Annotated in this window: 15 protein-coding genes and 2 pseudogenes; 2 read left to right on the top strand and 15 right to left on the bottom strand. The window is 43.1% G+C overall.

Annotated features, from left to right (window positions below):
• Window positions 1-108 precede the first annotated feature (108 nt).
• The 3 genes and pseudogenes from D7D54_RS07855 to D7D54_RS07850 form a co-directional block, all read right to left on the bottom strand.
• Entirely contained in the window at window positions 109-1,305 is a 1,197-nt protein-coding gene (locus D7D54_RS07855) for a phosphoglycerate kinase (protein ID WP_001096749.1), read from the bottom strand.
• An 89-nt stretch (window positions 1,306-1,394) separates the two neighbouring features.
• Window positions 1,395-1,508, bottom strand: a pseudogene (locus D7D54_RS09650) (LPXTG cell wall anchor domain-containing protein); the annotation flags it as partial.
• A pseudogene (locus tag D7D54_RS07850) lies at window positions 1,500-6,479 on the bottom strand (endo-beta-N-acetylglucosaminidase); the annotation flags it as partial. The pseudogenes D7D54_RS07850 and D7D54_RS09650, both read right to left, overlap by 9 nt.
• A gap of 303 nt (window positions 6,480-6,782) precedes the next feature.
• Here D7D54_RS07850 and D7D54_RS07845 point away from each other — a divergent pair.
• Window positions 6,783-8,414, top strand: coding sequence for a Na/Pi cotransporter family protein (locus D7D54_RS07845; protein ID WP_049499742.1), 1,632 nt, complete (start codon window positions 6,783-6,785; stop codon window positions 8,412-8,414).
• 96 nt (window positions 8,415-8,510) lie between these two features.
• Here the strand turns inward: D7D54_RS07845 and D7D54_RS07840 are convergent, their stop codons facing one another.
• From D7D54_RS07840 to D7D54_RS07785, 12 genes are all read right to left on the bottom strand, one after another.
• Window positions 8,511-8,807: a bacteriocin immunity family protein gene (locus tag D7D54_RS07840; protein WP_045605599.1), complete on the bottom strand. Its 297-nt coding sequence runs from the start codon at window positions 8,805-8,807 to the stop codon at window positions 8,511-8,513.
• Between the two features lie 21 nt (window positions 8,808-8,828).
• Entirely contained in the window at window positions 8,829-9,893 is a 1,065-nt protein-coding gene (gene pepA, locus D7D54_RS07835; protein ID WP_000209170.1) for a glutamyl aminopeptidase, read from the bottom strand.
• A gap of 115 nt (window positions 9,894-10,008) precedes the next feature.
• Entirely contained in the window at window positions 10,009-10,245 is a 237-nt protein-coding gene (gene yidD / locus D7D54_RS07830) for a membrane protein insertion efficiency factor YidD (protein WP_120719170.1), read from the bottom strand.
• Window positions 10,245-10,967, bottom strand: a complete 723-nt coding sequence (locus D7D54_RS07825; protein ID WP_004260981.1) for a pseudouridine synthase — start codon at window positions 10,965-10,967, stop codon at window positions 10,245-10,247. Before D7D54_RS07825 ends, yidD begins: the two co-directional genes overlap by 1 nt.
• A complete protein-coding gene (scpB, locus tag D7D54_RS07820; protein WP_120719169.1) occupies window positions 10,954-11,523 on the bottom strand; it encodes an SMC-Scp complex subunit ScpB in 570 nt (189 codons plus the stop codon). The genes D7D54_RS07825 and scpB overlap by 14 nt, the downstream gene beginning before the upstream one ends.
• Window positions 11,524-11,541: 18 nt before the next feature.
• The gene (locus tag D7D54_RS07815) at window positions 11,542-12,270 is read right to left on the bottom strand and encodes a segregation/condensation protein A (protein ID WP_120719168.1); all 729 of its coding nucleotides are present in this window, start codon (window positions 12,268-12,270) and stop codon (window positions 11,542-11,544) included.
• Window positions 12,270-13,004, bottom strand: coding sequence for a site-specific tyrosine recombinase XerD (gene xerD / locus D7D54_RS07810; RefSeq protein WP_279630062.1), 735 nt, complete (start codon window positions 13,002-13,004; stop codon window positions 12,270-12,272). The genes D7D54_RS07815 and xerD overlap by 1 nt, the downstream gene beginning before the upstream one ends.
• Complete coding sequence (gene cbpB / locus D7D54_RS07805) at window positions 13,001-13,462, bottom strand: cyclic-di-AMP-binding protein CbpB (RefSeq protein WP_020902176.1); 462 nt, start codon at window positions 13,460-13,462, stop codon at window positions 13,001-13,003. The genes xerD and cbpB overlap by 4 nt, the downstream gene beginning before the upstream one ends.
• The gene (locus tag D7D54_RS07800; RefSeq protein ID WP_020902175.1) at window positions 13,459-13,980 is read right to left on the bottom strand and encodes a metallophosphoesterase; all 522 of its coding nucleotides are present in this window, start codon (window positions 13,978-13,980) and stop codon (window positions 13,459-13,461) included. Before D7D54_RS07800 ends, cbpB begins: the two co-directional genes overlap by 4 nt.
• The gene (locus tag D7D54_RS07795) at window positions 13,956-14,927 is read right to left on the bottom strand and encodes a nucleoside-triphosphate diphosphatase (protein WP_020902174.1); all 972 of its coding nucleotides are present in this window, start codon (window positions 14,925-14,927) and stop codon (window positions 13,956-13,958) included. Before D7D54_RS07795 ends, D7D54_RS07800 begins: the two co-directional genes overlap by 25 nt.
• Entirely contained in the window at window positions 14,924-15,718 is a 795-nt protein-coding gene (racE, locus tag D7D54_RS07790) for a glutamate racemase (protein WP_020902173.1), read from the bottom strand. The genes D7D54_RS07795 and racE overlap by 4 nt, the downstream gene beginning before the upstream one ends.
• A gap of 199 nt (window positions 15,719-15,917) precedes the next feature.
• Complete coding sequence (locus D7D54_RS07785; protein ID WP_000364990.1) at window positions 15,918-16,166, bottom strand: YneF family protein; 249 nt, start codon at window positions 16,164-16,166, stop codon at window positions 15,918-15,920.
• A 328-nt stretch (window positions 16,167-16,494) separates the two neighbouring features.
• On the opposite strand from D7D54_RS07785, the gene D7D54_RS07780 reads away from it, so the two are divergent.
• Window positions 16,495-21,768 carry an SIALI-17 repeat-containing surface protein gene (locus D7D54_RS07780; protein WP_120719166.1) on the top strand — a complete coding sequence of 1,758 codons (5,274 nt, stop codon included), beginning with the start codon at window positions 16,495-16,497 and terminating at the stop codon, window positions 21,766-21,768.
• The last annotated feature ends 3 nt before the right edge of the window (window positions 21,769-21,771 follow it).

Genomic DNA, 21,771 nt, shown 5'->3' with positions numbered 1-21,771 from the left:
CATAATTTGGGTGATTTTATGAGCAATAGTTGAGAGGAAGCGTTTTTATTTTGAGCAAAAGAAAAGAGGAACTTTCATCCCTCTCTTCTTTGATTTAGTTATAAAATCTTATTTTTCTGTCAAGGCTGCAAGTCCTGGAAGAACTTTACCTTCAAGAAGTTCCATTGATGCTCCACCACCAGTAGAGATCCATGAGAACTTGTCTGCACGGCCAAGGTTGATCGCTGCGGCAGCTGAGTCACCACCACCGATGATTGATTTAACTCCTGGTTGTTTCACGATAGCGTCCATCACACCGATTGTACCAGCTTGGAAATCTGGGTTTTCAAATACACCCATAGGTCCATTCCATACAACTGTTTTGGCACCAGTCAAAGCTTCGTCAAATTTAGCGATAGATTTTGGACCGATATCAAGGCCAAGGAAGCCTTCAGAAACTGCTTCACCTTCAGTGTCACGCACTTCAGTGTAACCAGCAAAGGCGTTTGCTTCTTTTGAGTCAACTGGCAAGATCAATTTACCGTTTGCTTTTTCAAGAAGAGCTTTCGCAACATCCAATTTGTCTTCTTCTACAAGTGAGTTACCGATTTCGATACCTTGTGCTTTGTAGAATGTGTAAGTCATACCACCACCGATAAGGACTTTATCAGCTTTTTCAAGCAAGTTTTCGATAACACCGATCTTGTCTGAAACTTTTGAACCACCAAGGATCGCTACGAATGGACGTTCTGGAGTTTCAACTGCTTCTTGGATGTAGGCAATTTCGTTTTCAAGAAGGAAACCAGCAACTGCTTTTTCAACGTTTGCTGAGATACCAACGTTAGATGCGTGTGCACGGTGAGCTGTACCGAATGCATCGTTTACGAAGATACCATCTCCAAGTGATGCCCAGTATTTACCAAGTTCAGAATCGTTTTTAGATTCTTTCTTGCCGTCAACATCTTCGTAACGAGTGTTTTCAACCAAGAGAACTTGTCCATCTTCAAGAGCGTTGATAGCTGCTTCCAATTCAGCACCACGAGTAACACCTGGGAAAACAACGTCTTGGCCCAATTTAGCTGCCAAGTCTGCTGCTACAGGAGCAAGTGATTTACCAGCTTTATCAGCTTCTTCTTTCACACGTCCAAGGTGAGAGAAAAGAATTGCACGTCCACCTTGTTCGATGATGTACTTAATAGTTGGAAGAGCTGCTGTGATACGGTTGTCGTTAGTGATTACGCCATCTTTCAATGGTACGTTGAAGTCAACACGAACGAGGACTTTTTTACCTTTCAAGTCAACGTCTTTAACAGTAAGTTTTGCCATGTTACAAAAACCCCTTTATTTATTTTATTCGAAACTATTATATCACACTTTGGAAATATAAGGAAAGATTTCACAAGATTTTTCGATATTTAATCTTCATCTTCTTTTTTCTGTTTCAATGTCAAGGCTAAACTAGCAAGACCAAGGCTTGCCAATCCTGCTATTAGGGCTTCATTGGCATCAGCAGTTCCTGTATTTGGCAATTGCTTGCTTGCTTCTTCTGATTTAACTGCTGTATTTTGGGATGGTTTTTCTTGTGTAGGCGCTACTGCTGGTTCTGTTTTTACTTTTGTTCCAATTTCAACAATTTCTGGAATCGCCTCTTGGATGACTTCTGTTGAACGAAGGGTACGATTGCCTTGGGCATCGACTTCTACAAAGCGACGAATTTGTCCTTCTTCTCCAGCTTGAACAATACGACGTTGACCTTTGAGAAGCTCTGAGTTTGGACGTTCTTGACGTTCAAAGGATACTGCAATTTTTTCAACTTCTAGTTTCGGAGTTTCTAGAACCAGGTCTTTTACTCCTTCTGCTGGTTGATTGCTTGATAGAACTTTTGTACCTACTTCGGTAATCTCTGGAACAGCTTCCTTGAGAATTTCAGTTGAACGAAGAGTACGATTGCCTTGACTATCTACTTCAACCAAGCGACGAATTTGTCCCTCAACTCCTGCTTGGACAAGTTGACGTTGACCGACTGGGAGATTTGGATTTGGACGTTCTTGGTGTTTGAAGGCCACTGTATCCTCTTCAATTTCTAGTTTCGGAATTTCTAAAACTAGGTCTTTTACTCCTTCTGCTGGTTGATTGCTTGATAGAACTTTTGTACCTACTTCGGTAATCTCTGGAACAGCTTCCTTGAGAATTTCAGTTGAACGAAGGGTGTGTTTACCTTGGACATCTACTTCTACTAGACGACGAATTTGCCCTTCTTCTCCTTTTTGGACAAGTTGACGTTGACCTTTAAGAAGGTTCACATTTGGTCGCTCTTGACGTTCATAGACTGTTGTTTCAGTTTCAACAACTAGTTCAGGGAGGACCTCAACTGTTGGGGCTACTTCACTTGGATCCATGCTACCAACATGATGACTTTCTTCTGCAGGGGCTAGTTTCTTATTCAGCTTTTCTTTCATGTCCGCAAAAGCTTGTGGAGTTGGCATCTCTGAAGCCAACAAAGTTTCTGCTTGTTCAATCAACTCAGCTTTAGGATCTTTTTCACGGATAGATTCGAGCAAACCTTCCAATTCTTCTCTAGCTGTCTGATAACGTTGATTTCCATCCAAGTCTGTCCCTGCTTGTTTCAACTCATTCAAAGCCCGGTTGACTTCTTCTTGGCTAGCATTGTGGTTTTCTGCAACAGCTTTCGCTGCATTGAGTTTCTCTACTAGTACAGCTTGTTTATCCTCACTTGAGAAGGTATAGGCAAGGGTTGACTGACGGCCTTGGGCAGCAGTGATTTCTTGTTTAAGGTATTCATCATTAACTGCAGCCTTTGGAGAAACCAAGACATCAAACTCAGCTGTGTGCCCCTTGTAATGCAGGCTCAAGGTCTGGCGTCCAGTCTTCTGAGCATCGTAGCCCGTGATTTCAACACCTTCATCAGTAAAGCTGTGAGTCTCTTCTGTCTCGTCATCATAGAGAACACCAAAGCGACCTTCAGAGAGATCCAGTTGATTTCCTACTAGATAGTCTGTTTTTGGTTTCTTAGTAATATACAAGCCCGCTACTTCTTTTGGTTTTCCTTCATCCTGTCCTGTCACTTGGACTTTCAGATCACCTGACACTGGTAAACCAAGGTATTGCAGTGTTAGGTTTTGTTCCCCTTTTTGATGAGCGTCGTATCCAGATACCGTCACACCTGAGTGAGTAAGGTTAATCAGCTCGTCGACTTGTCCCCCTTCGTATTGAACACGGAGTGTTCCGCCTCTGAGGTCCAGTTTTTCTCCTTCTTTATAAACTGTCTTTTTAGGTCCTTTTTCAAGGCTAACTGCAGCAATTTTTCTCTCATCCTGTGGAATCGCTACAGCCAAGGTGTTACTGATTTCTTTGCCAGGAAGTTGGGTACGATAGTAGAGGAGTTTTGGTTGTTTGTCAAAGGCCAATGGAGCTGTTGCCAAGTCACCACCAGTTTCAGTCTTCAAGGTTGCAATTGGTGTTTGTGAATTAGCCTTGTCATAAACGGTGATGGTTGCGCCTGCCGGAACATCAGAGAAGCCTAGTTGAACTTGGTGGTTTCCAAGTGAACGAGCAGCTACCTTAGCCATTGGAATATTTTGACTTTCAGTGTCCAAGGCTTCGTACATCTTCCAGTTGTAGATACGAATGGCCTTCCAAGGTGTTCCGTTATCAGATGTAATGACATGCAAACGCCAGTCTTGGGCAGTAATTGGTTTGTCAAGAGTGATATCCGTAACGTGCGCTTTATTACCACGGACTTCCTTAGCTAGTTTCCACTCGCCATCTGTATCCTTGTAGTAAAGATCAAAATCCTTGGTGTTCATCAGACCATCGTTAACAGACTCACCACCAGCTCCCGCATGATCCATCACCCATCTGACAACACGACGTGGTTGAGTCAAACGAATATCGACACTACCGCTCAATTGTCCTGAAGACCACTTGTCTGAAAGACTGGTAATGGTACCGTTCAACATACCTTCAATACCTTCTCCACCTTCGGTATTCGGGAAAGTGCTACCGATAACCGTTGCCCCTGGAACAATATTTTCAGCCAAAGGTCTTGGGAGAGTCGTATCCTGAACAGTCATGCCCCAGTTAAAGGATGTCGTCGCAGCTTCTGAACGAAGGCCATTTTTACCAACTGCAACGACTTTCAATTCTTGCGTCGTACCAGTCGCATTAGCAGAGCGGCTAACTTTTGGCAAGTAGATGGTTGAAGCAGATGAACCTGTCAACAAACGCCAGTTATCCCCATCTTTTTCGTAGACTTCATAGAAATCCGCATCTTGATTACCCGCAAATTGAACCACTGCTTCAGCTTCTTGGGCATTCTTAAGAGACTGTTTCACCACAGAGAGACCTGTAGGCGCTTGTGGTGCTTGGTGATTGTCTGAAATTGTTAATTGACCTAGGTTAAACTGATAATCTTTTACAGCTCCTTCATGCTCGAAGAAGAGTTTGACTGCATAGATGGTTTTACCTGCTAGTGAGCTGAGATTAAATTCTTCATTTATCCAGTTGTCAGAAAAGGTTAGCTCTTTCCATGCATCTGCATCATCGAATTTGTAGTCTGGGGTTGTAGAAAAGGCCATAAAAACTTTCGAGCCTTTTCCTCCCTTGTGGGCAACACGAAGTTTGGTTTTCTCAGTTACTTCTAACTTAGTAGAATACAAATTCACATCCTGGTCCGTCTTACCAGCTACATTACCTGAGAATTTAAGGGAATTTCCGCCATTGTAGGCATCTGTAAAATCATATTCTGCACGAAGTTTTTCCCCTGTTGAAGTCTGCCACCAGCGCCATGTTGGCAAGATACCTGAAACCGAACGGTAGTTCCACTCAGAATCCTTAGAAACCTTTCCGTCTACAAACCACTTTCTACCATGGCCTGTATTAAAGGAAGTAGTGAAGGTCCGGCCTACTGCTGGTGTGCGGTCTGCAACTAAATTAGCAATCCCATACCACTCTTTGTCCGCTGGTTTTTGAGCTGTCGGATCTCCTTGGTAACCTGTGAAGAAGATATCTTCGTTTTTATGGTAATCTTCACCTGTTTTTCCTAGACTGGTAATTGTATCTGGTGCAAAGAGTCCAAGTGACAAACGTAACTTGCCTTTTTCATCTAAAAGGGCATCCCATTTAACTTTTGTCTTATAAGAACCACCTTGTTGCAATTCCAATCCTGCAAAGACATCATATTGGCTACGTTCCAGCCATTTTGCCATTTCTACAGAGTGGTCATTCTTTTCCTTATTCCAGTTGAAATTGGCAAAGAATTGATCCGCAGGGACCTTGTCACCTTCTTTTTGCATGAACTGGTAGTTGTAATCACCTAGACCATCTTCGTGGTAACGACCATATTTATAGGTCATGGCATCGTACCAAGCATACTTGATTGGATGGTTGACTTTTGCCGCATATTCTTTTGTATAGAGCATGAATTGACGCATTTTTTCACCAAGTGGCGTCACTAAGTCACCTGTTGTTTCTTGGTTAATAAAATACCCATCAAAGCCATAGTACTTAGCAAGGTCTACAAGTTTTCGTGCAATAGGGAATGTTCCATCCTCATCTTGTTTCAAAGCAGCAACAAATTTCTCTTGGTCTGCAATACTATTAGACCAGTTGAAGAAGAGTGTACCATATACAGGAACCCCGTTACGGTGACCTGCATCAATAACGTCAGGAGTTGGAACGAGACCTTCCCAGAAGACCATTGAATCCAAGTATTGCCAGTAGTCAAAGGCGTAGGCCTTGAATTCTTCTCCACCAACAGAAGCGTGATCTTTAGCCTTTGAATTGGTATTTGCTAGCGCCTGAACCTTGGCTCTTCTACTTGCTTTTTCATTCACCAACTGGCCTCTATGGCGCTTAGCAAGTTCAACAGAAGAACGATTGATGGGATCATCCTCACGCGCACCTGGTTCCCATTTCAACAATTCATCCCAAGAATTAAACTTGATTTCCTTTGGTTTTAATGTTTTTTCCGTATTTTTAGGGACATCTGGCTGGACTTCTTTTTCAGTCTTATTAGCTTCTGCTGCTGGCTTAGACTCATCCCCTTGGCTAGTTGCTTCAGGCTTTGCTTCTGTTTCCTTGTCAAACTTAGGTTTTGCTTCTGCAGATGGTGTTTCTGCAGCCACCTCACTTGCTTTTTCCTCTGGTTTAGCTGCGCTAGCTGCTTCTGCAGTTTCAGTAGTTGCAGCTTCATTGCTTGCTGGCGAAACAGTTTCAGATGCTGTCGCTACTCCTTCTGCCTTTTCTAACTTGTTTTCTCTAGTCTGTTCTCCTTCATGCTGCTTGTCAGCTTCATTAGTTGGATGCTCACTCTCTCCTGAAACAAGCTCTGTATTGACTCCCTTATTTTCAGGAACTGCAGTTTCTTCTGCCAAGGCTGGACCAGCAAATAAAACAGCCCCAATCATCAGTGAGCAGGCTCCTACTGATAACTTACGGATACTGTAACGACAACGTCTTTCAAAAAATGGATTCTTCATTTTCTCCTCCTAAAAGATTGATTTTGCTACACAAAAGAAAGCGCTTAACTTTCTTTATAAAATTTTTATCCCAATCACAGGGACCAAGATAATTCCTCCCTCATTTTAAAATATTTCTTTTAAATGTCAATATATAAAAGGAAATACCTATATCTAGGTTAGAAATTGGTAAAATTAATATAATCAAGGCCCATTCTAACGAATTTTCTTTCTAAAATCTTAGCTTAACACTTGTTAGATTTACTTTTATCCTTTAAAATAGAATAGGAGAAATTCCGTTATTATTTTTCGGAGGAAAAAGAAATGTCCATTAATTGGCAGGAAATTTTATTTCACTTTTTAGGTGGTCTGGGACTATTCTTATATAGTATCAAGACCATGGGAGACGGTTTGCAACAAGCTGCTGGAGATCGCCTTCGTTTTTACATTGACAAATATACCAGCAATCCGTTCTTCGGTGTGCTAGTTGGTATCGGTATGACGGCGCTAATTCAGTCAAGTTCTGGTGTCACAGTCATTACAGTGGGGCTAGTCAGCGCAGGACTTTTGACCTTGCGTCAAGCTATCGGTATTGTCATGGGTGCCAATATTGGAACTACCGTTACATCCTTTATCATCGGTTTTAAGCTAGGAGATTACGCCTTACCAATGCTTTTCATCGGAGCGATTTGTCTCTTCTTCACCAAGAATCGCTCTATCAATAACATCGGGCGTATCATTTTTGGTGTAGGTGGTATCTTCTTCGCTCTCAATCTTATGAGCGGTGCAATGGAACCTCTAAAAGACCTGCAAGTCTTTAGAGACTATATGGTTGAACTAAGTAAGAGCCCTATTCTAGGTGTCTTTGTCGGAACTGGACTAACCCTACTCATTCAAGCTTCTTCCGCAACTATCGGTATCCTACAGAATCTTTACGCAAGTGGTTTGATTGATCTACAAGGTGCCCTACCAGTCTTGTTTGGTGATAATATCGGAACGACCATTACAGCTATTATTGCTTCTCTTGGAGCCAATATCGCTGCCAAACGTGTTGCTGGTGCCCATGTCGCCTTTAACGTGATTGGTACGGTTATCTGTATTGTCTTCCTTGTACCTTTCACTGGCTTGATTCAATGGTTTGAATCTACACTCAATCTGGCTCCAGAAATGACCATTGCCTTCGCCCACGGAACCTTTAATATCACAAATACTATTATCCAATTTCCCTTCATCGGTGCCTTAGCCTACTTTGTAACCAAGCTCATCCCTGGTGAAGATGAAGTTGTGAAGTACGAGCCACTTTATCTTGATGAGCATTTGATTAAACAAGCTCCATCAATCGCTCTCGGAAATGCAAAGAAAGAACTCCTTCACTTGGGAAATTATGCTTCCAAAGCCTTTGACCTTTCATACAACTACATCATTGACCTCAATGAAAAGGTTGCTGAAAAAGGCCACAAGACGGAAGAAGCCATCAATACCATTGATGAAAAATTGACTCGTTACCTTATTACTCTTTCAAGTGAAGCCCTTAGCCAGAAAGAAAGTGAAGTGCTGACCAACATCCTTGATTCATCCCGTGATTTGGAACGGATTGGGGATCACGCTGAGGCCCTAATCAATCTGACTGACTACCTTCAACGTAAAAATGTTGAGTTTTCTGAAGCTGCTTTGCAGGAATTGGCTGATATCTATCAAAAAACCACTGGCTTTATCAAGGATGCCCTTGATAGCGTGGAAAACAATGATATTGAAAAAGCTCAAAGTCTGATTGAACGCCATAAAGAAATCAACAATATGGAGCGTGTTCTCAGAAAGACCCACATCAAACGCCTCAACAAGGGTGAGTGTTCAACACAAGCTGGGGTCAACTTTATCGACATCATTTCCCACTATACTCGTGTATCTGACCACGCCATGAACCTTGCTGAAAAGGTCATCGCTGAACAAATCTAAGAACCAAGAAGCTATCCTGAATGGGATGGCTTTTTTCTTTTCCTAACCAAGAATTGCTTTTCTACCATATAAAAAATGCTTTGATCCACAATGGAATCAAAGCATTTTAAAGAGCTCCCCATACATAATCGCAGAAGCTGCAGTTCCTCTGTACTTAGCTTCTTCTCTTTTGATAAAGCGAGCCAAGTTGAGCAACTCAGGTGCCGGATGTTTAGGATTTAGGAGCAATTCACGATTGACTAGACCCGAGAGACGGACTGCCAGCAATTGCTCATTTGTAGAAGGCAGTTTTTTAGCAGTCTCTAGGAGAGCAGCAACTAAATCTTCACTCAAATCATGTCGAGCATGATTGTAAAGATCTTTTACAAGGCTTTCTAGGTTTGGTTCTACCATCCCTACCACCTCCCTTATGGTTTAATAATTTTTAATCAAATCAACTGTTGAACGATCCAATTTCTTCACCAAGGCTTGCAAGAAAGCTTGAGCTTCTAGGAAGTCATCCATAGCGTAGAGGGTTTGATGAGAATGGATATAACGAGCGCAAACACCGATTGTTGTAGATGGGACACCACCATTTTTCAGATGAGCTGCGCCAGCGTCTGTTCCGCCTTTTCCACAGTAGTATTGGTACTTGATACCAGCTTCTTCAGCCGTTGTCAAAAGGAAATCCTTCATACCTGGGAGAAGCAGGTGACCTGGATCGTAGAAACGAATCAAGGTTCCATCCCCAATCTTGCCTTGACCGCCATAAACATCACCTGCTGGTGAGCAATCAACTGCTAGGAAGACTTCTGGATCAAACTTGGTTGTAGATGTATGAGCACCGCGGAGACCAACTTCTTCTTGGACGTTAGAACCCAGATAGAGTTCATTGCCAAGTTTTTGACCTGACAGGGCTTCTGCCAACTCACTAACCATGAGCACACCGTAGCGATTGTCCCAAGCTTTTGAGATGATATTTTTTTCATTGGCTGTCAAGATTGCAGAACTATCTGGCACGATGGTGTCGCCAGGACGGATGCCAAAGCTTTCTGCCTCAGCCTTATCCGCAAAACCGCCATCAAAGACGATATCTGCAATGGCTGGCATAGTTGGTCCACCCTTTCCACGAGTCAAATGTGGAGGGACAGAACCCGAAATCACAGGAATTTCACGACCATCACGAGTCAAGAGTTTGAAACGTTGACTGCTGACTACCATGGGGTTCCAGCCACCAATTTCAACCACACGGAAGGTACCGTCTGGCTTGATCTCGCTGACCATAAAACCAACTTCATCCATATGAGAAGCGACCAAGACGCGCGGCGCATCTGCAGCTTCTGAATGTTTGATACCAAAAATACCACCCAAGCCATCTGTCACCACTTCATCCACGTGCGGTGTCAACTTTTCACGAAGATAAGCACGGACAGGCGCTTCATGACCTGAGATCGCAGCAAGTTCTGTTACTTCTTTGATTTTTGAAAATAATGTTGTCATTTCAGTTCCTTCTTTCTTCCATCCATTTTACCACTTTTTATAGGAGAAGGATAGCGGGAATCATCATTCCAGATAAAACTACTTGTGAAAAAACGAATCACCATTGTAATTCGTTTTATTTATGATTCCGTTTGAGTGAAAAATGGTCTGGGACGGGGTCCTTACCTGTTTTCGACCAGGGATGGCAACGTAAAATCCGAGACAAGCCCATCAAAACACCCTTAAAGCCATGTTTTTCAATAGCCTGAATCATGTAATTTGAACAAGTCGGCTCAAAGCGACAAGAGGGGGGAAAGGCTGGCGAGATAAACCGTTGGTAAAAGCGCACAGACGCTATTAAAATTCGTTTCATTATTTCTTGGTTACAGCCATGGTGTGTAGTTGGCTGATTTCTTTTTTGTTAAGGCGACGGGATTCACCTGGACGAAGGCCTGTCAAGTCTAGGTGCCCAAAACGGGTCCGTGATAACTTGTCCACTTGGAGGCCGATAGCTTCAAACATCTTTTTAACCTGATGGTTACGCCCTTCATGGATGGTCAACTGTACTACTGAGCGATTTTTAACTGGGTCCACTTTGAGAATCTCATATACAGCCGGCTTGGTTTTCTTACCATCAATCTCAAGTCCACGGGTCAAGGGGCGGAGATTATCCTTATTGGCCACACCTTTAACACGCGCGACATAGACCTTGTCAATCTCATTACGGGGGTGAATCATCTCATCCGTAAAGTCCCCATCATTGGTCAAAATCAAAACACCGGATGTATCCCAGTCCAAACGTCCAACAGGATAAATACGCTCCTTCACGTTGGGCAAGAGGTCCACAACCGTCTTACGACCCTTGTCATCTGTCACGCTGGAAATGACACCGCGTGGTTTGTTAAGCAGATAATAGACCTTTTCTTCATTGTAGATAGGCTGACCTTCCACTTCGACCTTATCGCCTGACTTAATGGTCGTTGCGAGTTCACGCACCACTTGGCCGTTGACCGTCACCAAGCCTTGCTTGATCAACTCTTCTGCTTTTCTCCTACTGGCCACACCTGCGTGGGCAATATACTTATTGATTCTCATCTTCTTCTATCCTTTCACCAAATAATTGGCTTTCTTGGGCTTGAATCTCAAGCTCATCAATCACTGGTAATTCTTCCAAATGGTTAATTCCCATATAATCTAGGAAATAATCTGTAGTCACATAGAGGTTGGGGCGACCCAACACTTCTTTTTTCCCGTCTTCTCGTATCAAGTCAAAGGCCTGCAACTTTGCCAAGGCCCCACTCGAGTTGACCCCACGGATGGCATCAATTTCTATCCGTGTAATGGGCTGCTTATAGGCAATGATGGACAAGGTCTCAAGGGCAGCCCGAGATAAACTCTGGTTGATAGGCGCCTTGGAATATTCCTTCAAAACCTCTGAAAACTGAGGCTTGGTCACCAATCTATAAGCCCCACCTGTCTCAATCAGAGCCAAACTGGAATCAGTGTCCTTTTCATACTTCTGGACTAATTTTTCTAAACTCTGTTGGATACCTGTCGGTGGCAGAGAGAGGAGTTCAGCTAACTGGCGGACTCTAATCCCATCTTCACCCGCTACAAACAAGAGCGCTTCTATTTTTGCTAAAGTACTCATCTTTCCTCTCTATCAAGTCTAGCTTTGTGCCACTTGACTTTCTTCCTTCTTTTCTATGAGATAGATATCTCCGAAACTCTCCTCTTGCACGAGAATCAGCTCCTGGGTTTTGATTAACTCTAGGGTTGCCAAAAAGAGGGTAATAACCTCTTGGACATTCTGGGCTTCCTTGAACAAATCCTGCAAGCGCAACTGATCTCGTCCAGTCAAGGACTCTTTCACGATGACCATCATGTCCTCAATCTTATACTCATCCCGCAGGATAGTTGTATGATTCTGAGCAAACTCCTCTTTTTTCTTGGCTAGGATATTTGAAAAAGCCAAAAAGAGGTCAATGGTCGTCTTGTCATGCACAAGCTCCGCATCTTCGTAAATCAACTCTGTCGGTGCTTTAGAATAATACTGGGCCCGATCTTGGTGCTTGGCTTCCAAATGCTCACCCAAGAGCTTGAACTTGCGGTATTCTTCGATTTGAGAGAGAAGATCCTGCTCCAGGTCATCTTCCAAATCTGTCACTTCCGCTACCTTTGGTAAGAGCTTGCGACTCTTGATCAGCATGAGCTGACTAGCCATAACCATGTACTCGCCCGTCACTTCCAGACGCATGGCCTGCAGGGTTGAAACATAAGCTAGATACTGTTCTATGACTTCCGTAATGGGCACATCGTAGATATCCATCTGGTACTTAGAAACCAGATGCAAGAGCAAGTCCAGGGGCCCTTCAAAATCTTTTAATTTAATATCCATTATCTATATTTTTCTAAGGTCAGGACTGTTTTTAATCCTAATTTTTTTGCAATTTCGTACAAATCGACCTTCTTTTCTATTTGTCTTAGAATGAACTGTTCCCGCAAGGCTTGGGCTGATAGTGCTGGAAAACCTTTCTCCTTGACAAAAGCTTCTAGCTGACGGAAGGCCCACTGACGAGAATAGGCTTTCCCTGTCCTTTCAAAAAGATAGGTCCGCCCCATCAAGGGTTCCAACTCTGAAAGCAAGGTTGTGGGAATGGTGACAATCCTCTGTTGGGAAGCCTTGTTAATTCGCAACACCTGAAAATCCAGATTAATATCCGCAACCTTGAGGGCTAAAATCTCACTTGGCAAGAGCCCTATTTCCAAGATAAGAAGCGCCAGTAAGCGTCCCTCTGGATAGTCGCTTTCCTGCCAAAAAGAGTCTAGGTCTAAGAGTTCTGGTTTTTCGGTCTTCTTTTCAGCTTGTTTGACTAATTCCAAACGGTAGAAGCTATCCACTTCTCCTTTTTGATAGAGGAAGTAGAGAAATTGATTACAGGCCGAAATCTTCCGCTTCTGGGCACTGATTTTTAGATTGGCTAGCTGGGCTTGGTAAATCTTGAGACTGGTCTCAGAAATCCGCTCGCCCACAATGTCTAAAAATTGCTCCAGATCATACTTATAGGACTGCTTGGAATTGGCAGACAAGCCCTGCTTTTCCTCTAAAAAATCTGAAATTCTGTCTCTCATTTGCATCGAATCTCATATTCCTTACTAAAGTCATGCAAGAGGGCATTCACTGCCTTGAGGATAGACTTGCGCGTGATGATCCCTTGGAAAATCCCTGACGCATCTACAACAGGCAAGAAGGACTCATCTACCAGCTTGTGCAAGACCTCCGTAATGGTAAAATCAGGCGAAACAACCGCTACATCCGTTTTGGTCATATGAACAATATCCGTATCCGCCATAATTTCTTGATTCAAGTCATGCTCCATCTGATAAGCCATAATATCTCTGAGCCCAATCGTCCCAACAAACTGTTTTTCATCTGTCACAACAGGAACACGGGTATAGGTCATCTGACTGAGCAAGAGGGTTGCATGATCCGCATTGTGGGTATCAATCAACACAGCTAGATTTTCAGCAGGGGTCAAAAAAGTTTCTTCTTGCCCCAACAAGAAAGTCTCAAACTCCTTGGCAATCATCGGCTAAACTCCTTGGACAAGCCTGGATACACCTCATGGTCTCGTGTCAAAAAGTCCACTTTAAAATAACTATCATCAATCTCCACACGAGCATAGAGACATTCTCTGATGGTCCCACGTGGTTGACTGATGGAACCTGGATTTAGAAAAAGAGTCTTTCCTTCCATCCAAGCATTTGGCACATGCAAGTGACCATAGAGACAGATATCGGCCTCTTCCTCCTGAGCCCAGTAGTCCAACTTTTGAAAGTTGAAATTGATGTCAAACAAGTGACCATGAGTTTGGATAATCTTGGTCGAACCAAGCTCGGTCACCAAACGTTCTGGGTAGCCGGCGTAGAAGTCCATGTTCCCTTTAACAACACGGATGCCTTCCCAAAGGGGAGAATCAGGACGCAGTTCAGAATCGCCATTATGAAAAACGGCATCAACTTTGCCTACATAGCGATCACGGATTTCTTCCACAATCAAGCTATCGCCATGAGAATCGCTCATTACAATGATGGTTTGCTTTGCCATGATGGAAATACCTCCAAAAGTTTCTTAACGGCTAAGGCACGGTGAGATTGACTATTTTTTTCTTCAAGGGTTAATTCAGCTGAGGACTTGCCTGTCTCTCCTACAAGGAAGAGAGGATCGTAACCAAATCCATTTTCACCCTTAGGTTCAAAGTTAATGTAGCCAGGCCAGTCTGCTTCAACAACCAAACTTTCCTTGTTTGGACTGGCTACGACTAGGGTTGTATGGAATTGAGCCGAGCGGTCCTTGAGTTCAAAGACCATGGCCAATTCGTGCAAGAGTTTAGCATTGTTTTCACGGTCAGTTGCTCCCACACCTGCAAAACGAGCTGACCAGACGCCTGGCAAGCCACCAAGGACATCAACTTTCAGTCCAGAATCATCTGCCAAAACCATCTTGCCCGTTAATTGAGAAATAGTTTCTGCCTTAAGGCGGGCATTTTCTTCGAAGGTCATGCCTGTTTCTGCTACTTCAGGTAGGTCAGGATAGTCATTGAGATTTTCCACATCGTAGCCTAGCTTGTCAAAGATAGCTCGAAATTCCTTGGTCTTGCCCTCGTTACGAGTCGCAATCAACAAGGTTTCTCTGACCTTGTTTGTCTCAAAGAAGGCTTCTACATCAACACCTTCTTTGGGTAATTCTACATGCAGGAGTTGCCCATTTTCAACCAAGAGCAAAGCCCCCTGACGTTGGATGACTTCCACATTTCGTCCCATTTCTTGGTTAAGGATATCTACCACAAAAGACAATAAACGATAGAGAGAACCATAGCGTAAAACAGTAACAGAAACAGGAAAACCTCGATCCTCATCTCGAAATCTTTGGGCAAACTCCAATAGAGGAAAATCCAAGTCATCATCCGTCAACGTCCGGACGCCACCAAAAATACCATAGGACCCGACATACCAGTCCTGGTCATCCTTGTATTCATAAATTTTATTTGTCATAATTCTACATGCTCCACATAAATCTCTTTTTCCAGCCATTCTTCACCAATTTGTGCAAAACTTTGGCTGCTGGCTGTTGTGTAAAAACGGTGATTGAGTGGTCCAGCATCGCGACCACGATTGATTTCAAAATAATTAAGTAAGACTGAGATATCTCGTACGCACTCTGCTCCACTATCGATGAGCTGAACCTTGGGCCCCATGACATTTTGAATAATAGGTCTGAGCAGTGGATAATGGGTACAGCCCAAAATCAGGCTATCCACCTTTCCAACCAAGGGACGCAGGGTTTCATAGACCACTTTCTTGGTGACACTGGTTGACAGAGCACCAGACTCCACCAAGGGAGCAAACTTGGGACAGGCCAAACTCTCCACCTGTAAGTCCGGATCCAAATCGTTGATTTTCTGACGGTAGATGTCAGATTGGACCGTCATAGGCGTTCCAATCACTCCGATTTTCCCACCTTGGCTGGACTTGATGGCTGCTGAAGCTCCTGGCAAAATCACACCCAAGACAGGAATATCTAGTTGAGCCTTAATTTCTTCCCAGACGACCGCAGTCGCAGTATTACAAGCAATGACAATCATTTTGACATCCTTGGTCAAAAGAAAGTTGACCAACTGCCAAGTATATTCACGAATTTGCTCAGCAGGACGGGGCCCGTAAGGCGCCCGTGCCGAATCTCCAATATAGACGATTTCTTCATGGGGAAGCTGGCGCATGAGCTCGCGCACAACGGTCAAGCCCCCGACACCCGAATCCAAAAAACCAATTGGTCGATTATCCATACAGTCTTCTTTCTAGTCTTCTTTCTGATTGATAGTTCATTATGATTACTTGTCTTTAAGAACTGAAGGACAGCTTCAACAACTACTATCTCTCTTAATCATAATCAAATATCAATAGAATGCAAGGAAAAAGTCTCATCCCTAAACCATAGCCAACATAGTGAGAAGTCTGGAACTTTCATCCCAGACTTTTCCTTATTTATTTTTTCTTTTTATTGTTAGCAAGGGCTGCTTTTTGTTGGCGGATGATTTGGTGGTAAACTTGTTGTACCTTAGCTTCGCTTGGTTTTTGACCATTTGCACTCAAAAGAGTACGAACTGCTTCAGCATTCAAACGTGGGTTGTCAGCGAATTCTTTTTCAATTTGCTTACGAACCAAGTACATTCCCCCAAGAGCTCCTCCTAGAAAAGCTAGCACAATCAATACAATTGCTAAAAGTAAATCCATCATTTTTCTCCTGTTTCTTTTTGAGTCTCTTTCATTATACCATAAACTAGCCACCCTGACTAGTTTGTTTTACGCTTTCAGGAATGGGTATGCTGTAATAAAGTTGGCTTATTGTTCTAGTCAAAACTAGAAAGAATATAAAAAATACACTCTCTTACCATTCGTTTCCTCCACTTTTTTAATACAAAACAATATCAAATATATATCCTTCTCTAATCCTCTTGACAACACTTCATTAGCTGGTAAAATTAGATTAATAATACAATATAGAAACAAAAGTTCGCCTCATTAAAAATGAAAGCGCTTTTAATCAATAAAGGAGGTTTCTATGGAAAAAATTTGGAGGGAGAAATCCTGTCGCTACAGTATTCGAAAGCTAACAGTCGGCACAGCCTCTGTTTTGCTTGGAGCGGTTTTTCTAGCTAGTCATACCGTCTCTGCTGATACTATTGAAGTAAAGCAAAACGAGCCTGCATTAGAGAAAACTACAGTTAAGACAGACACTATAACGAAAGCAAGTGAATCAACTGAGCATACACAGCCAAACGTGCCAATTGATCATACAAAACCAGTTCTAGCTAATAATAGTTCTTCTGAAAGTAAACCCGCTAATGCTGATGTTACTTCTGCTACAACTAATCAAGCCAGTACTGAGGCTATTGTAAAACCTAATGAAAATAAGGAAACCGAAAAACAAGAACTACCTGTGACAGAACAAAGCAACTATCAGCTAAACTATGATCGACCAACAGCTCCTTCCTATGATGGCTGGGAAAAACAAGCACTCCCAGTTGGGAATGGTGAAATGGGTGCTAAGGTTTTTGGTCTCATCGGCGAGGAGAGAATCCAATACAACGAAAAAACTCTTTGGTCAGGTGGTCCGCGTCCCGACAGTACCGACTATAACGGAGGAAACTATCAGGAACGGTATAAAATTTTAGCAGAAATTCGTAAGGCTCTTGAAGACGGAGATCGCCAAAAAGCCAAACGATTAGCTGAACAAAATCTAGTTGGACCAAACAACGCCCAGTATGGACGTTATCTAGCCTTTGGTGATATCTTCATGGTCTTCAATAACCAGAAAAAGGGGCTGGATACAGTTACAGACTATCACCGTGGTTTGGATATCACAGAAGCCACTACTACAACTTCTTACACCCAAGATGGAACGACCTTTAAAAGAGAAACCTTCTCAAGTTACCCTGATGATGTCACCGTGACCCACTTGACCCAAAAAGGGGACAAAAAACTTGATTTTACAGTTTGGAATAGCTTAACAGAAGATCTACTTGCTAACGGAGACTACTCAGCGGAATATTCTAACTACAAGAGTGGCCATGTTACGACAGACCCAAATGGTATCCTACTAAAAGGTACAGTCAAAGATAATGGCCTCCAGTTCGCATCCTATCTAGGAATTAAAACGGACGGAAAAGTTACTGTCCATGAGGATAGTTTAACAATCACAGGAGCTAGCTACGCTACGCTTTTACTCAGTGCCAAGACTAACTTTGCTCAGAATCCAAAAACAAACTATCGCAAAGACATTGACCTCGAAAAAACAGTTAAAGGCATTGTAGAAGCAGCTAGGGGCAAAGACTACGAGACACTTAAAAAGAACCATATCAAAGACTATCAAAGCCTCTTTAACCGCGTCAAACTAAACCTAGGTGGAAGCAATACTGCTCAAACGACAAAAGAGGCCCTTCAGACCTATAACCCTAGCAAAGGGCAAAAACTGGAAGAACTCTTCTTCCAATACGGACGTTATTTATTGATTAGTTCATCTCGTGATCGGACAGATGCCCTTCCTGCCAACCTACAAGGAGTCTGGAATGCTGTAGACAATCCACCTTGGAACGCTGACTACCACCTCAATGTCAACTTGCAAATGAACTATTGGCCAGCCTACATGAGCAATCTAGCTGAAACAGCCAAGCCAATGATCAATTACATTGACGATATGCGTTACTATGGCCGTATCGCTGCTAAGGAATACGCCGGTATCGAATCCAAAGATGGACAAGAAAATGGATGGCTGGTTCATACACAGGCGACACCATTTGGTTGGACTACTCCTGGTTGGAATTACTATTGGGGTTGGTCTCCAGCAGCTAATGCCTGGATGATGCAGAACGTCTATGACTACTATAAATTCACCAAGGATGAAAGTTATCTAAAAGAAAAGATTTATCCAATGCTCAAGGAAACAGCTAAGTTCTGGAATTCCTTCTTACACTATGACCAGGCCAGCGACCGTTGGGTATCTTCTCCATCCTATTCACCTGAACACGGTACTATTACCATTGGAAATACCTTTGACCAATCACTAGTCTGGCAGCTATTCCATGACTACATGGAAGTTGCCAACCATCTGAAAGTCGACCAAGACTTAGTCACAGAGGTCAAGGCTAAATTTGACAAACTAAAACCCCTTCATATCAACAATGAGGGACGTATCAAGGAATGGTACGAAGAAGACAGCCCACAATTCACTAATGAAGGCATTGAAAACAACCACCGCCACGTTTCCCATCTGGTAGGTCTCTTCCCAGGTACGCTCTTTAGCAAGGACCAGGCTGAATACTTAGAAGCTGCGCGTGCAACTTTGAACCATCGCGGAGATGGCGGTACTGGTTGGTCTAAGGCCAATAAAATCAACCTCTGGGCTCGTCTCTTAGACGGTAACCGTGCCCATCGCTTGCTCGCTGAACAGCTCAAATATTCAACCCTAGAAAACCTTTGGGATACGCACGCACCTTTCCAAATCGATGGAAACTTTGGAGCAACCAGTGGAATTGCAGAAATGCTTCTTCAATCACACACTGGCTACATTGCACCATTGCCAGCCCTTCCAGATGCTTGGAAAGACGGTCAGGTTTCTGGTCTGGTTGCTCGCGGTAACTTTGAAGTCAGCATGAAGTGGAAAGATAAAAACCTGCAAAGCTTGTCCTTCCTTTCAAATGTCGGTGGAGACTTAGTTGTAGATTATCCAAATATCGAAGCCAGTCAGGTTAAGGTTAATGGCAAATCTGTCAAAGCAACTGTTCTTAAAGACGGCCGCATTCAACTGGCAACACAAAAAGGTGATGTCGTTACCTTTGAACATTTCCCTGGTCGTGTAACCAGTCTGACAGCAGTTAGACAAAATGGCGTCACTGCCGAACTTACCTTCAACCAAGTAGAAGGCGCTACCCACTATGTTATCCAAAGACAAGTGAAAGACGAATCTGGCCAAACTTCTGCAAGCAGAGAATTTGTGACCAATCAAACCCATTTTATCGACCGTTCACTCGATCCTCAACTCGCCTACACTTATACTGTTAAGGCTATGCTGGGTAATGTTTCTACACAGGTATCCGAAAAGGCCAATGTCGAAACCTATAACCAATTGATGGATGACCGTGATAGCCGAATCCAATACGGTTCTGCATTTGGAAACTGGGCAGACTCAGAATTATTTGGAGGAACAGAGAAGTTTGCCGACCTTTCACTAGGTAACTATACAGATAAAGATGCGACAGCAACCATTCCTTTCAATGGTGTTGGCATTGAAATCTATGGTCTCAAATCATCTCAATTGGGAATCGCTGAAGTCAAAATCGATGGTAAATCAGTCGGTGAACTGGACTTCTATACTGCAGGTGCAACTGAAAAAGGTAGCCTTATCGGTCGCTTCACAGGATTGTCAGATGGTGCTCATGTGATGACTATCACTGTAAAACAAGAGCATAAACACCGTGGCAGTGAACGTTCCAAAATTTCCTTAGACTACTTTAAAGTTTTACCTGGACAAGGAACAACTATTGAAAAAATGGATGACCGTGACTCTCGCATTCAATACGGATCTCAATTCAAAGATTGGAGCGATACTGAATTATATAAGAGCACAGAAAAATATGCGGACATCAATAACGCCGACCCAAGTACCGCTTCAGAAGCTCAGGCAACCATTCCATTTACTGGAACAGGTATTCGAATTTACGGACTCAAAACATCCGCTCTCGGAAAAGCTCTCGTGACACTGGATGGAAAAGAAATGCCAAGTCTAGACTTCTACACTGCTGGCGCTACCCAAAAGGCAACCTTAATTGGAGAATTTACTAATCTGACCGATGGTAATCATATTTTGACATTGAAAGTTGATCCAAATTCACCAGCAGGTCGCAAGAAAATTTCTCTAGATTCATTTGATGTGATTAAGGCTCCAGCTGTAAGCTTGGATAGTCCAAGTATCGCACCACTTAAGGAAGGGGATAAAAACATCTCTTTAACTCTTCCAGCTGGAGATTGGGAAGCCATCGCTGTGACCTTCCCAGGCATCAAAGATCCACTCGTTTTACGCAGGATAGACGATAATCATCTAGTTACGACTGGAGATCAGACTGTCTTATCAATCCAAGATAATCAGGTACAAATCCCTATCCCTGACGAAACCAATCGAAAAATTGGAAATGCGATAGAAGCTTATTCTATCCAGGGAAATACAACAAGCAGTCCTGTAGTAGCTGTCTTTACCAAAAAGGATGAGAAGAAGGTTGAGAATCAGCAACCAACTACAAGCAAGGGAGATGACCCTGCTCCTATTGTAGAAATTCCTGAATACACTAAGCCTATCGGTACAGCAGGACAGGAACAACCGCCTGTAGTAAATATTCCGGAGTATACTAAACCTATCGGCACAGCCGGACAGGAACAACCGCCTGTAGTAAACATTCCTGAGTACACTAAACCTATCGGTACAGCTGGACAAGAACAGCCACCTACCGTTTCTATTCCTGAGTACACTGAGCCTATCGGAACTGCGGGACAGGAACAACCGCCTACTGTTTCTATCCCTGAATACACTCAACCTATCGGAACTGCGGGACAGGAACAACCGCCTACTGTTTCTATTCCTGAGTACACTCAACCTATCGGCACAGCAGGACTAGAACAACCGCCTACTGTTTCTGTTCCTGAGTACACTCAACCTGTCGGGACAGCGGGACTAGAACAACCGCCTACTGTTTCTGTTCCTGAATATAAACTTCGTGTCTTAAAGGATGAAAAGACTAAAGTTGAAATTATTGGAGGAGCGACTGACTTAGAGGGAATTTCTCACATTTCTAGCAGACGTGTATTAGCTCAAGAACTATTTGGTAAGACCTATGATGCTTACGATCTTCACCTTAAAAATTCAACAGACCAGAGTTTACAACCAAAAGGAACTGTCTTGGTCCGCTTGCCTATTTCCTCAGCTGTCGAAAATGTCTACTACCTAACTCCATCAAAAGAGTTACAGCCACTCGATTTTACTATTCGCGAGGGAATGGCAGAATTTATGACTAGTCATTTCAGCACCTATGCAGTCGTTTATCAAGCTAATGGAGCATCAACTACTGCAAATCAAAAACCAAGTGAAACAGATATCAAACCATTAGCCAACAACTCTAAGCAAGTTTCATCTAGTCCAGACCTTGTTCAATCGGCAAATTATTCTCCTAAAGAACAACTTCCAGCTACTGGTGAAACGTCTAGTCCACTACTATTCTTGTCAGGATTGAGTCTAGTCCTAACAGCAACTTTTCTACTTAAGAGCAAGAAGGATGAGTCCAACTAACTT

It is taken from the genome of Streptococcus chosunensis (assembly GCF_003626515.1).
Classification (GTDB): domain Bacteria; phylum Bacillota; class Bacilli; order Lactobacillales; family Streptococcaceae; genus Streptococcus; species Streptococcus chosunensis.
This window is presented reverse-complemented; position numbering and strand designations above follow the sequence as displayed.

Excerpts from the sequence above, each read along its gene's own strand:
- D7D54_RS07795 (WP_020902174.1), bottom strand. The coding sequence starts at position 14,927 with ATGACAAATAAAATTTATGAATACAAGGATGACCAGGACTGGTATGTC.
- scpB (WP_120719169.1), bottom strand. The coding sequence starts at position 11,523 with ATGAGTACTTTAGCAAAAATAGAAGCGCTCTTGTTTGTAGCGGGTGAA.
- D7D54_RS07780 (WP_120719166.1), top strand. The coding sequence starts at position 16,495 with ATGGAAAAAATTTGGAGGGAGAAATCCTGTCGCTACAGTATTCGAAAG.
- D7D54_RS07840 (WP_045605599.1), bottom strand. The coding sequence starts at position 8,807 with ATGGTAGAACCAAACCTAGAAAGCCTTGTAAAAGATCTTTACAATCAT.
- D7D54_RS07825 (WP_004260981.1), bottom strand. The coding sequence starts at position 10,967 with ATGAGAATCAATAAGTATATTGCCCACGCAGGTGTGGCCAGTAGGAGA.
- D7D54_RS07815 (WP_120719168.1), bottom strand. The coding sequence starts at position 12,270 with ATGGATATTAAATTAAAAGATTTTGAAGGGCCCCTGGACTTGCTCTTG.
- racE (WP_020902173.1), bottom strand. The coding sequence starts at position 15,718 with ATGGATAATCGACCAATTGGTTTTTTGGATTCGGGTGTCGGGGGCTTG.
- D7D54_RS07845 (WP_049499742.1), top strand. The coding sequence starts at position 6,783 with ATGTCCATTAATTGGCAGGAAATTTTATTTCACTTTTTAGGTGGTCTG.
- D7D54_RS07785 (WP_000364990.1), bottom strand. The coding sequence starts at position 16,166 with ATGGATTTACTTTTAGCAATTGTATTGATTGTGCTAGCTTTTCTAGGA.
- pepA (WP_000209170.1), bottom strand. The coding sequence starts at position 9,893 with ATGACAACATTATTTTCAAAAATCAAAGAAGTAACAGAACTTGCTGCG.
- yidD (WP_120719170.1), bottom strand. The coding sequence starts at position 10,245 with ATGAAACGAATTTTAATAGCGTCTGTGCGCTTTTACCAACGGTTTATC.
- cbpB (WP_020902176.1), bottom strand. The coding sequence starts at position 13,462 with ATGATTGCCAAGGAGTTTGAGACTTTCTTGTTGGGGCAAGAAGAAACT.
- D7D54_RS07855 (WP_001096749.1), bottom strand. The coding sequence starts at position 1,305 with ATGGCAAAACTTACTGTTAAAGACGTTGACTTGAAAGGTAAAAAAGTC.
- D7D54_RS07800 (WP_020902175.1), bottom strand. The coding sequence starts at position 13,980 with ATGGCAAAGCAAACCATCATTGTAATGAGCGATTCTCATGGCGATAGC.
- xerD (WP_279630062.1), bottom strand. The coding sequence starts at position 13,004 with ATGAGAGACAGAATTTCAGATTTTTTAGAGGAAAAGCAGGGCTTGTCT.